This is a genomic window from Enterococcus faecalis (assembly GCF_029024925.1).
Lineage (GTDB): Bacteria > Bacillota > Bacilli > Lactobacillales > Enterococcaceae > Enterococcus > Enterococcus faecalis.
The window spans coordinates 1,644,103-1,656,401 of sequence record NZ_CP118962.1; the positions used below are offsets into that span (position 1 = coordinate 1,644,103).

Consider the following 12,299-nt stretch of genomic DNA (forward strand, 5'->3'; position numbering starts at 1 on the left):
TCACTCCATTCTCTCTTGAACAGGTGGACGGGTATCAAAGGCATGGAAGAGTTCTTCAAAGACTGGATGTACCTGAACCACGCCTACCCGACCATACAAATCCTGCATCAAGCATTGGCCGTTTTCCAAATCTCGTAGGCGTTTTTGATTACTTTCATCTTCTTGATCCAACCCAAAAAATTCCAAAGTCTTCTTGATTTCATGAATATCGGTACTACGAAAAGCAAATTTCAATCCGATATTATTCTTCAAGCGTTCATCCAGTAAATCGTCACTATTTTGCGTGACAAAGTAAACACCGGCATTCATGGCCCGACCAGCACGAACGAGCTTATTTGAAAGGGTCTTTCCTTGAGCCACTTGAAGAAAACTCCAAGCCTCATCCAGGTCCACAATCTTGAAGATTTCTCGATTACTATGGATAAAATCCAAGGCAAACGTGGAAATGACGATTAGCATAGAGACACTTAGCAACTCCATCGTGGTATATTCTTCAAAAGTGGTTTCTGCATCTGGTAAAACCAAATCCGCTACTTGAATGATATTCAACTGCTTATCTAAACTAATTGATTGGGTAATCGAACCATCTGAGAAAAGCAAATGGGCAAAATCATAATCGGTAAAGGACTCGATATGATCGGCGATATTTTCCGCGACTGGAGAGTTCTCCTTTCGAAGCTCATTAATGACTTGCAGCAATCCTCGTTGATCACTTTGGGTAACCGTCCGAATGGCTTTGCGCAATACTGGAAACTTCTCCCCATCCCGACTGGAAATTCCTGTTAAAAAAGTCAGGATATCAATTGCTAAACTTTCTGAATCTTTCTTTTTCTTCATAATCACATAAGGATCAAGTAAGCCTTGATTTTCTGGTTTACTAGTCAAGTTGAGAATATTGATTTCATCCGCAATTTCTGGCAAGTTTTCTTTCCAACCACCTCGTTCTCCTTTTGGATCGACAATCACAGCTTGGCCACCAAAAAGAACAGCATAGTAGACCAAGAGATTGTTACTAAAGGATTTTCCGCCACCGAGTGAACCAAGGAACGCAGCAGCCAAAGCATTGGTAACTGAACCCTTGACCCCTTGTGAAGCTAATGCCGGTTTCAGGTAAACATTCCGCCCCGTATCTACATTGTAGCCAAAGTAGATGCCTTCTAATTCCCCTAGCTTTTGAGTAGCCCCAAAACCAAGTCCCGCTAAAAAGTCAGAAGTAACATATTGGATATAATCGTTCATATAGCGTTTGCTTGAGGGCAAGAATTCTTCATGTAGCCCCATCATATCGCCAAAGGGTCGGACTAGTTTTACATTAGTATCATCATAAAAATCGAACACTTCATCACAACGGCGTTTTAATTCATCCACGGATTCCGCACTCACTCGAACTACATAACTTAATTTGTACATCGACTCCTTGGATTGATCCAAGGTAGTTTCCAACTCATTTACTGAATCCAAAGCATCTAAGACATTGGAATTTGTCTCATTATCGGATTGGTAGGCATGGTTGTCTAAATCTTTCAGTTCTTTTTTCTTATTGCGAACAGTGGCAAGAGCTTTTTTATTGGTCACAATCTCCACATTCATTGAAGTATCAATGGGAAAAGTGAATTGTTGTTGCTGGTAATAAAAAAGTTCTGAAGAAGGAAACTCCATCTCCCCTACAATCGTATTGATTGTCAAATAGGCTACATACGATTCATGATTTTCATGTTCCATGCGTAAGTACCGAGGATTTTCTTCAATCAAGCAACGACTAGGATGTAATAAATCATAACGTTTCACCAGCGTTTCTGATTTTAGCTTTTTCTTTGGTAGCTGAAATTCATATTCTTCAAACGGTGTGCCTTTTTCGCCATAAATATGTTCAATTAAATACGTCAGATCACTCGGTGTGACCCGTCTGACTTTGAATCTTCTAGCCAATTTACTTTCCATTAGTTTTTCAAGCTTGGTATATCGGCGAATTTCTTCATTGGATAAGGAAACAAAATCACCCATCAAATGATGGTTCACCCCATAGACAAATTCTTGAAGCCCAGAAAGGAAAGATTTCTTGAGACTCTTTAAATTGACCTCTTCATCTGTTGCAATTAGTTTAAAGCCAATAAAAAAGCGATAATCAATCTGACTATCGCCAATCATAGATACTAATGCATCTGTTTGAAGGTCAATTCGTTGTTTCGCGACTTCTTTGAGTCTGCCTGTAATTTCCTTTTTTGATCGTTCTTGCGTGGCACGAATACTACTTTCTGTGGCAATTTGTAAGGCATGGATCTTGCCTTCACGATTCTGAGCAATCAATTGACGAAAGTTATCGTGCACTTGATACTTCTGTTCAGGCGATAAGAAGGAATAGTTATAAGGCACAAGTTCATAGTAGGCAAAACATTCTCCCTCTTGATTAAAGACAAGATTATTTTCAACATACTTAATCGGGTACATAGTTCACACTCCTTACTAGAGTGATGGGTTCATCCCATCGTTTCTTCTGTTCTTTGACCTTCTTTCCTGCAAAAGTGACCTTAAACCGTAAGTGATAACTGAGAAAGGATCGTAAAAATCCCAGTGGTTTCTTACCATCAAAGGTTTTTTGCGACATGAACCAAGTGACCACCACCGGTATGCCTAAGTATTTTAAAAAGGCCCCCTCTATCATAGATAGCGGAGGCACATGGGCAAAAACGATGACAAACAGCAAGGACAAAACAAACCAAGCCATCTGATTAAAGGTCACAGGAAAAGGTAGCTGAAAGTCATTGATTGCATAAATGACCTTTTCAACTGCCCAGATACTGGTGTAGCTTTTTATTTTTTTCATATTCAATCGGCTCACTTTCTAATATAATATAAACATCATGCTTAATTTTTTATGGAGGTATATATGCAAAACTTAATAACAATGGCAAGTGGAACACTTAACGAAGTTTACTCGGGAACTGAGATTGCAACTTTATTTGCTGAATATGGAGCAGAATTTAACTCTTCTGTTCCCTTTATTTCGACTCCCTTTCCGAACTTTACTTCTAAGGCTACCGCGATTCAAAATAATTTACAATCTTTCACAGAAGAACAGCAATTTAAAATTATAAAAGAGCTTTGTGAAAGTGTGCTTGCTCAAAATCCAGCAAATAAAGACGTTGCTAAGATTTTAAAACTGTTACTAAAAAATTATGGTTCAGTTTATTCTAATGATAAAATAGATAGAAATATCATCAATGAAACTAACACTTGGTTGACTGCTTCCTCAAGAGCAAAAGAAGAATTTGAAAAAGCCATACAGTCTTACGACAACAGCATCTATAACCGTTATACTTTAGACAGTATCAGGCTGGCCTTTGAGTTTTTTATGCAGGATATTTTAAAAAACTCAAAGTCTTTAGAAAACCAGCCTATCGAAGGAGAACTCCTGCCCTTATTGAGAAAAAAGGGCATTCCAAAAGAAATAATCAATTTGGTCCGTTTAATTATTAAAGGACTTATAAGCTATCAAAATGAAAATGTTAAACATAGTCAAACATTCACTGACCTAGAAGTAGAATTTGTTATAGAACAAACTAGTATTCTTATGAAGCTATTCGCAAAAATTGAAAAGATAGAAAATGAGAGCTGATAAAAATCAACTCTCTTTTGCATCACTGAACCTTTTTCTCTTTTCATACTTTCGAAATAGATACTCACATAAAATCATTGCTGAGTTCGCAGTAAGGATAGCTTCTTCTTCATTAATTACAATCCTCCTGGAGCCCTGAGCATGGGCATCACCTTGACTATTCCTCATCTCAAGAATTTTGTCTGACAAAGTGTTTAGAGCACCAACTAAAGCTTTTATTCTTTTATCCATATCTTTGTCAATTTTTATATTTAGTCTTTCAAAGGCTTGATTTCTTAAGTCTTTAGACCTTACAGTATTATTATCAATGCTTTTTCCTTTTGTGTTCTCAATGATATATTTCAAGACTTCATCAATCATAGTGTTTGATTTTGTTAAAACAGAATCGAAATCTTTATTTTGAATATCCTTACTTATACGAGTAGGAAGTTGTTGAATATACTCTAAATTCACTTCTTTCGAAAACTTAGTACCATTAAGCAATCTTGCACTATCTTTCTTATGATATGCCTCTTCAATCAATAGAGTCACAAGTGGATTCATTTTAGGTGACTTATATGAACTTGGATTTTCAAATTGGCGAATAGAAGCAATTTGCTTCATAGTTTCATTTAATGAGTATATTAATTTGAACTTTAGGTGATCACTAATATCCTCTGAGACAAGAAATTCTTTGAAGGAATTTCCTTTAGAGCCACCAAATCTTTCTTGAATTCCAAATCCAACTATTTTCTTAGTATATAGGTCCCATTCAAGATTATTGAATTCCAATATATATCCAGGAGATCCGTCTGAAAAATAATTTGCAAGCTGTTTTGCCTCATCAATATTCACCACTTCCACTCCTTTGAAATACTACTCGATATTTTCTATTGTAGTATCTTTAAGGGCAGTATTCAATATACTCTCACTCACATAGCTCAAAGACCCCACGACTCGTAACCAAATAATTCCCTTCAATTTCTAAATCTCGACCATAAGCCTCATAGTCAATATAATTTTGTAAATGAGTAGGAACTTCACCTAAAGCGCCTGTTTCCTCAATCAAGTAATACGCTAAATCACTCATGTCATTACAATCTGGATAATAAACAATATTATCCAGATGCTCCACCATTTCTTCAAATGAATTGAAGAAAGCGTGTTGAATCTCTGAAGCAACCTCACCAATCGGCGTTCCTTCAAGCTCTTCCGCTAAACCACACAACCGATTAATCTCTTCAATTGGTGTATACTCATCAATCTCAAAAGGAAGTTCATAATCATGAATCGCATATTCCTCATATTCATTATTTAATCCAATTCGTTCTTTTATCTCATCAAAATCAACAGGTGGTGTAAACCAAGCACCAACTAATTCGCCTTCGTTATATCGACCTAAGTTCGCAATATAAACACGCATCTGTTCCATCGTGACTCCTCCTTACGCACCGACGATTCGATTGAATAAATTGAGTAAGACATCTTTTACACCAGAAGCATTAAAGACCAGACCTACCGCAATCAAGGCAATCACCAGGAAGCCAATCAATTTAGAAAACTCCCGCTTAAATCCTAAAAACAAACCAATGACCACAATTGCCAGTAAGACTAAGGATTGGGCATTGGTTAGAAACCATTGATACAAATTTTGTCCGAAATTCATCTTGTCACTTTCCTCGTAATATATATTTTGAAGAAACTTTCATTCCTTCAATCGCCCTTAGGGGCTATTCCTAATATGTTTAAATAAAATAACGATTACTACTTGGATACTGTAGGATATTCCTGAATAATAAGTCTTGGAAAGGACTTACGGGAAGACGCTATCACCTTCTGCAGTTTTACTGCGACAGAAAGTCTGTGACCCGAACCGTTGGTATAACCTCCAACACACTAGCTGAGTCCATTGACCTCTACCAATCCTAGTAGAGATTGGGTGGCTTAGAGGTTTAATGAATGAAACTCTATTATGCGAGGCTGTCGTTAGACAACGTGATTCTGGGATATCCCACAGTACCCAAGCAATTTCCGAATAATCAATGAAAGGAGGTCCTTCCACATGAAACTATTTGTCGGTTTAGACGTTAGTTCTGAAAAATTAGATGCTTGCTTTATGACAGACGATTCAACTTGCTCTGTTTTAAAAGAAGCATCTTATGGAAATAGTCAACTTGGCGCAAGCCAGATCAAAGAATACATTCTCGAATTTTCTCAAAAATTTGAGATAGAGAGCTTAGTGATTGGAATGGAGGCCACATCTTTATATAGCTTTCATCCAGCTATGTTTTTTAAAGAAGATCTTGAGTTAAATCAATTGAACCTTATGGTTTCAGTTGAACAACCAAATAAAATTAAAAAGTATCGTGATATTTTTGAAGAAAACAAAAACGATCAAATTGATGCTTTTTATATCGCTGACTATTTTCGCATCCAAAGGCAAGTCAACTCCATCATTAAAGAGGAAGAATACCTTGCCCTCCAACACTTAACTAGAACGCGTTATCAGCTAATTAAACAGCTGGTTCGTACAAAGCAACACTTTATCGAAAACATTTATTATAAATGCAACACGCTTTCTAAAGAACTAAAAGCAGAAGGTGGATCCGTTTTAAGTGCCACATTAGTAACTCTAATGACGGAAGATTACACAATGGACCAACTTGCCGAACTGTCATTAGAAGAGTTTGCGAACCTAATTCAAAAACTAGGGAAGTATCGTTTTAAAAATCCCGAAGGAATTGCAAAGGCAATTTCTAAAGCCATACGTAGTTCCTACCGGTTAGGAAAAGTCCATCAGGACTCTGTAGATATTGTTTTGGGTGTTCTAGCCAAAGAAATTCGTAGTCTTGAAAAGTTAATTAAAGACTTAGACAAAGCCATTGACGATTTAGTCGTTGTGCTACCTGAATATCAATGTTTAACCAGTATTCCAGGAATCGGTCCTGTTTATGCTGCGGGTATACTCGCTGAAATTGGCCCTATCAATCGCTTTTCAGATGAAAGCAAATTGGCTAAATATGCCGGTTTATATTGGCGACAGAACCAATCAGGTAACTCTGAGTATGAAAATACTCCTATGGCCAAACGAGGCAATCGTTATCTCCGTTATTATCTAGTTGAAGCCACCAACTCCGTAAGGAGATACGAGCCTGAGTACCATGCGTATTATAAGAAAAAATACGCTGAAACACCCAAGCATAAACACAAACGAGCCATCGTACTAACCGCAAGAAAATTTACGCGTCTGGTGGATACGCTACTACGTAACCATCAACTCTATATGCCACCAAGGAGCGTGATAGATAAATAACAGTATGTTATTGACGCTAATCCTTGGAAGTACCCGAAAAAATTTTTAATTTTGGTCGGGTTTAGTTCAGTGCGCTTCAAAAATTAACTACCTTTAAAAATCTTTTGAAAAATTATCTTGACTTATTACCACTAGACTTTCTTTTCCATTGCTTGGTTCGCCGCTACACTTGCATGCATCAAGCACATCACGGTAACACTAAGCATGCTGCCACCAAATGCCAATAACATATCTTTTACACTTCCTACCACAATTCCTCTTTTCATATAATCAAGTTTTCGATTGCCATACTTTGTTGTTCCAAAATCTTTTTATGCCGGTCTGATAAGCGCGCATTCTGTACCATATCCTGGATATAGGTTGTCTGATTCAACCGATCCAACTCCTTGGCCATCTTCCACGTAGGGGCGACTTGTCTACCTAGCCAATTTAAGGTTCGTTCAATGGTATACGGTTTCGGCTCAGAAGTCAGTTGTATCTCTTTCCGATTCCGTCCAATAAAACGCCCCCATTGTTCATTTAATGGCCAGTTAGTTCGCCTTTTGCCTTCTACTTTATCCGCAAATCGCAAGTAACGATTGATAATGGAAAACGTGGTACTTTCAATGCTACGACCCTTTAACAAATCTTGAATTGCATGATAGGCACGGTCATTTTTTAGTCGAATCTCAAAGCGATTTTTCGTTTCAGTTTTGTCTAATGGAATCCCTAGCTTGATATATTGTTCATAATCTTTTTCGTACAAACAAAAATAAACTTCACTTTTGAGACTGCCAATGTATAAGGTATTCCCCATACCATCCTTTTCATCAGCTTTCAACAGCTCCCCCGAACGGTAACTTTTAAAGGTACGAAACAAGGAAATACATTCTTCCTTCTGACATTTTTTCGTTAAATCAGGAATATCCAATAGCCCTACTAGATCATTGATTGCCAAATCTAAGCGTTTCATTACGCCACCGGCTTTTAGACAATCTTCGAAAAAGTCGTACCAGCTACGCTTTTGGGCGAGTAAAAAAGTTTCAAACTGCCGACAACCACGACCCTTTAATTCCAAAAGAACTCCTTTATCTTCTTCATGAGACAACATCACCACAATATCGCCCATGACATATTGTTCTTGATAGGAGTAAAAGGCGTAATCTTCGTGGAGCATATAATCAAATTTCAGGTGGAGAATCTCTTGAATGATTTTCCGTGCATCCGTTGTGGGGAAACGAATCCTTACATAGTCAAACAGTAACGATAAAGGTAAATCGGGATTAAAACTTTCCAGTTGGTTAAAAATTTTTCTCATGGTTTTTGTAGAGGCAGTTACGCCACCGTTTTCTATCTGATTTAAATAGGGTCGACTAAGCCCACAAGCGGTAGCTAATTTATTTTGCGAAATACCATATTCATTGCGACGATCTTTTAATAACCGATAATCTAAATTCCGTTGTACCAAGTTCTCACCTCCAAATTCAAGGTGTTAACTTTTTCAAATGAGTTAACACCTATGCAAATTACTTAATATCCTTGCTACACCAGCAATTCTTAATCGTTGCTTGCTTATTTCTTGTGTTTTTGTACCCCCCTGTTAGATGCGGGGGGTGAGACATCATGGCCGGCTAGCGCCGTCCATGAACAGGCACAGGACCACGGACGATTTCTGCTTCGCAAATCCTCCGCGGTCAGTGCCTATCAGTTGAGTTGCTGATTGTGATTTCCTTTCCTTCCATATCTACTTTCATTGCATAGAAAAAAACCAAGAACATTTTTGCTCTTGGCTTCTACAACTATTCTCATTTCATATTTATTTTTCTTTATCCAAACCAATCAATTCACGTTGTTTTCGGTTGGATTCATCTGCTACAAATTTAAAGACTGTCTTCAGCTCTTTCGCAGAAGCATTCTTTTGTAATGTGGAAAAGTTACGGTTATACTTTTCCATAATTTCCTCAACTTTTTCTTTCTCAGTCATGTAGCTCTTCCTCCAATATTTCTTTTGTATAACTGATTGGCAATGTCAACTCAACATTATCAATATCCATCAGAAAATCAGAAATCGTATTTTGAAAGTCCTTCACTAAGATATTGATTGTCACTTGATCTTGAAATTTGCTCTTTCACACGCATCAAATTTTTTCGTGATTGGAAAAAAGCATTGATAAAACGCTCTTTAGAAACAAAACGCCCTTCAACCACTTCTCATTTTTTGGTAAAATCCCAAGCAATAAATGGATCTTGATAAACATAATAGACAAGCACATTGTAATTCTTTTTCAGTGCCCGTTCAATATTTTGTTTTACCTTAGAGGTCGCAAAAGTAGCATCAAGAATAAAACTATAGCCTTTTTTAAGAACTAAATCGAGAGCTGCATCTACCAAGAGTGATGATCCTCGTTGAAATTCATCTGAATTATTCCCAACATAACCTGGAAATAATACACGAAACTTATCAGCATCAATCACACAAAGATTACTATTTAATACCGTTAAAGTTTGGGCAGCCTCAGTCTTGCCAGCCCCAGGACTTCCAGCCATAAAAATGGCAGTTTTTTCCTCTTCTTTTTCTTTTCCATCAATAACAGAAGAAATAATTTCCTTCTTGTTCTCCTTGGCATATTGTAAAGAATCATCCTCTGTCATTTTTATTGCACCTCCCTGACACCTTCAAAGCTAGTTTATCATACTTTTAACCCGATGAACTAGTAGATTAAATTTTTCTGTATCTGTCATTTTTCTTTTGATTGTGCTACTTGTTTGATGGATTCTAAGAAATCATACCCTTTTGGCACAAGTGGCGTATAAAACTCACTAATCACACTCCCTCCAGTATCCACATAGCCTCGACCTTTGATGCGTTTCATAAAGAAATTTTTATCAACTTCTCCAAACATCATGGAATACCCGAGTTCACTCATACGACCCAAAGCCACTCGGAAGTTAAATTGATCGCGAATCCCGTCTCCTAAATATTTTGCATCCGGTCTTTGACAAGCCAGAATTAGAAAGAAACCAGACTGACGACCCAACATCACGATTTGTTTGAGCTTATTTAAAATCACCGCACTTTCTTTCGTCGTTAACATTTATAACGATAGGTAAGAATTTGATATAATCTCCATCTTTTCCCCCACTCCACACCGTACGTGAGCCTTTCACCTCATACGGCGTTCCATCTATTTATTTTCTATTGAATGTTTTGCAGATTACACATTTTTCGATAAAGGTTGATTTTTGCTATTTGCTCTGGCAGCAGTTTCAGTTCATTGACGTAGTGATCGATTATCATTTTATTTGTGGTATGGATCAAAAGATGGATATCCTTATGAATAATTCTCAAGTTATCAAATTTGTCGTCTCCACCAAGACTTTTTGGTAAATAGTGATGACAGTGAACGGCTTTTGCTGGCAAAAACTGTTTTGTAATCTCACACTTGCCTGATTTCATTGAGTAACGAGATATTCTATTATCTAAATACTCAACCATTCTATTCAGTATTTTCGATTCCATCAATTTTCTTAATTCTTGGTATACAAGAGACTGTAAGCTTTTGTGCTCCAACCTTTGACGACCAAACGGGGTAAACGGTGTATCTTCCGTATTAAATCCGTAAATTGTTTTTGTAGATACGTCGCAAAGAGGGTACAAATAGACTCCGGCTACTTTATACGTTTTCATCGTTGTCGAGTAAAACTTTTTGTAAGTAGGGGAAGCTTTGTTGGGATAACATCTTGTACTACAATTTGATAATCGGTTATACGTAGTGAATGAAAGAACGTAGTTCATCCTATTCAAATCTAAGTTAATATGAGTGGCATACCTGAAATAATTATGAACACCAAGCACTAGAGCATTAAATAGGAGAGCATTTTGTGCTGTAGGGCTCTTTTGAATATCTTTAATTCTTTGTTTAATCTCTTTTTTAATTTGATTTTTCTTTTTGTCAGAAATATGCGAATTACAAACCCATTTTTCCCCTTTTGTTTCACGCAAATGGTGAATCCTAAAAATTCCGATTTGCGTTTACGCAAGTTGACGATTTTAGACTTCTCATTGGAGATATCTAATTTAAGCCTGTCTTTTAGGTAGAGCTTGACAGCGTGGAACCATTTTAATGCGGACGGATAATCATTAGTCATGATTTTAAAATCATCTGCGTACCTGACAATATAGCCTTGCTTTAGATTTGTATCTCTTAAAGCACGAAATTTATTGTAACCTTTCGTATAGGGATACTTTGTTTCAAAGGTATGCCACTGCTTTGAGACCCAATGGTCTAAGTCGTTTAGAACAACATTAGATAATAGTGGAGAAATGATACCTCCTTGGATCGTTCCTTTGCTCGAAATACCTTCTCCCTGAATGGGTGATTTCAGAGATTTTGAAAGAATAGCTAAGACTCGTTTGTCACAAATTCCTATATTCCATAATTGTTTTATCAGTAAACGGTGATTTACATTATCAAAGAAACCCTTGATATCAATGTCTACTGCATAGTGCATCTTACTGATGTTTATGAGATACATAATGCGACCTAGAGCATGTTTTGCACTTCTCAATGGTCTGAACCCGTAACTATGTTCATAAAACTTTGCTTCACATATTGGCTCCAGTACCTGCTTGAACATCTGTTGGATAATTCGATCAATCATGCATGGAATTCCTAATGGGCGTTTCTCGCCGTTGGGTTTAGGTATCATTACTCGCTTTATGGATTTTGGTTTGTAATTTTCTAACTGACTGAGAATAAGATGTATAAACTCTGCTTGGTTCATTTCCTTATAGTTATCAATTGTGAAGGAGTCCGTTCCTGGTGTCGAAGACCCCTTGTTTGCCTTGATAGTGCGGCATGCTAAAAGAATATTATTTTCAGAAATGATTAACTCGTATAATTGATAAAACTTTTTCCCGTTTTTACTTTGAGTAAATAGCTGATCGAATGTTTCTTGTAGATCGTAATATTCCCAGTAACGTATTTTTGTGTTCAAGCGTGGCACCTCCATAACGGATTTCCCCACGTTCTTACCAGATCCTTGAACTTCATCTGTTTCAACATTCATTGTTATTAAATAGACTTAGGGCTATCCCTCCACGTTTGTTAGACGCTTCATCGGTACTGTGCCCTTACTTTCACAGAAACAAAGCAATTTCGTTATTACTTATATGCACCTATCTAGAAGTAGTCATTTATTTGATAGTTTTCTGCTTACATCGTTCCAATGTTTTTAGCTATCATGTATAACCTTAGGTATCTACTATGAGCCTGTGAAATTATAGCTTCTTCGTTAGCTATCCCGATTTTCATATCATGGAACCTTACTCGTCGGTATTTCACCATACGTCCGTATGTTCCTATCTTTCGACAAGATCAGCCTTTTAGACCCGTACATTCGCAGATTCGT

12 protein-coding genes and 2 pseudogenes are annotated in these 12,299 nt (G+C 37.1%); 2 read left to right on the top strand and 12 right to left on the bottom strand.

Going from position 1 to position 12,299, the window contains the following annotated elements; translation table 11 throughout:
* Positions 1-2,448, bottom strand: coding sequence for a conjugal transfer ATPase TcpF (gene tcpF / locus PYW42_RS08075; protein ID WP_002330910.1), 2,448 nt, complete (start codon positions 2,446-2,448; stop codon positions 1-3).
* Positions 2,435-2,824 (bottom strand): conjugal transfer protein, encoded by a 390-nt coding sequence (locus PYW42_RS08080; RefSeq protein WP_002298826.1) that lies wholly within the window; start codon positions 2,822-2,824, stop codon positions 2,435-2,437. The genes tcpF and PYW42_RS08080 overlap by 14 nt, the downstream gene beginning before the upstream one ends.
* A gap of 51 nt (positions 2,825-2,875) precedes the next feature.
* On the opposite strand from PYW42_RS08080, the gene PYW42_RS08085 reads away from it, so the two are divergent.
* The gene (locus PYW42_RS08085; protein ID WP_002383098.1) at positions 2,876-3,616 is read left to right on the top strand and encodes a hypothetical protein; all 741 of its coding nucleotides are present in this window, start codon (positions 2,876-2,878) and stop codon (positions 3,614-3,616) included.
* 6 nt (positions 3,617-3,622) lie between these two features.
* Here the strand turns inward: PYW42_RS08085 and PYW42_RS08090 are convergent, their stop codons facing one another.
* From PYW42_RS08090 to PYW42_RS08100, 3 genes are all read right to left on the bottom strand, one after another.
* Positions 3,623-4,459: an abortive infection family protein gene (locus PYW42_RS08090; protein WP_002360078.1), complete on the bottom strand. Its 837-nt coding sequence runs from the start codon at positions 4,457-4,459 to the stop codon at positions 3,623-3,625.
* Positions 4,460-4,523: 64 nt separating this feature from the next.
* On the bottom strand, positions 4,524-5,027 hold the full coding sequence (locus PYW42_RS08095; RefSeq protein WP_002298823.1) for an antirestriction protein ArdA: 504 nt from the start codon (positions 5,025-5,027) through the stop codon (positions 4,524-4,526).
* Positions 5,028-5,039: 12 nt separating this feature from the next.
* A complete protein-coding gene (locus PYW42_RS08100) occupies positions 5,040-5,261 on the bottom strand; it encodes a hypothetical protein (protein WP_002298822.1) in 222 nt (73 codons plus the stop codon).
* Positions 5,262-5,657: 396 nt separating this feature from the next.
* Between PYW42_RS08100 and PYW42_RS08105 the strand changes: the two genes are divergently transcribed.
* Positions 5,658-6,908, top strand: coding sequence for an IS110 family RNA-guided transposase (locus PYW42_RS08105; RefSeq protein WP_002346915.1), 1,251 nt, complete (start codon positions 5,658-5,660; stop codon positions 6,906-6,908).
* A 131-nt stretch (positions 6,909-7,039) separates the two neighbouring features.
* On the opposite strand, the gene PYW42_RS08110 is transcribed toward PYW42_RS08105, so the two are convergent.
* From PYW42_RS08110 to PYW42_RS08140, 7 genes and pseudogenes are all read right to left on the bottom strand, one after another.
* Entirely contained in the window at positions 7,040-7,174 is a 135-nt protein-coding gene (locus PYW42_RS08110; RefSeq protein WP_002330905.1) for a DUF3789 domain-containing protein, read from the bottom strand.
* Positions 7,171-8,355, bottom strand: a complete 1,185-nt coding sequence (gene mobT / locus PYW42_RS08115) for a MobT family relaxase (protein WP_002360076.1) — start codon at positions 8,353-8,355, stop codon at positions 7,171-7,173. The genes PYW42_RS08110 and mobT overlap by 4 nt, the downstream gene beginning before the upstream one ends.
* Positions 8,356-8,703: 348 nt before the next feature.
* Positions 8,704-8,871: a hypothetical protein gene (locus tag PYW42_RS08120; RefSeq protein ID WP_002298811.1), complete on the bottom strand. Its 168-nt coding sequence runs from the start codon at positions 8,869-8,871 to the stop codon at positions 8,704-8,706.
* Positions 8,864-9,539: pseudogene (locus PYW42_RS08125) on the bottom strand (zeta toxin family protein). Before PYW42_RS08125 ends, PYW42_RS08120 begins: the two are co-directional and overlap by 8 nt.
* An 86-nt stretch (positions 9,540-9,625) precedes the next feature.
* Positions 9,626-9,982: pseudogene (locus PYW42_RS08130) on the bottom strand (ATP-binding protein); the annotation flags it as partial.
* 101 nt (positions 9,983-10,083) lie between these two features.
* A complete protein-coding gene (locus tag PYW42_RS08135) occupies positions 10,084-10,575 on the bottom strand; it encodes an HNH endonuclease (RefSeq protein ID WP_002384398.1) in 492 nt (163 codons plus the stop codon).
* 167 nt (positions 10,576-10,742) lie between these two features.
* Positions 10,743-11,894: a reverse transcriptase domain-containing protein gene (locus PYW42_RS08140; RefSeq protein ID WP_227660702.1), complete on the bottom strand. Its 1,152-nt coding sequence runs from the start codon at positions 11,892-11,894 to the stop codon at positions 10,743-10,745.
* Between the last annotated feature and the right edge of the window lie 405 nt (positions 11,895-12,299).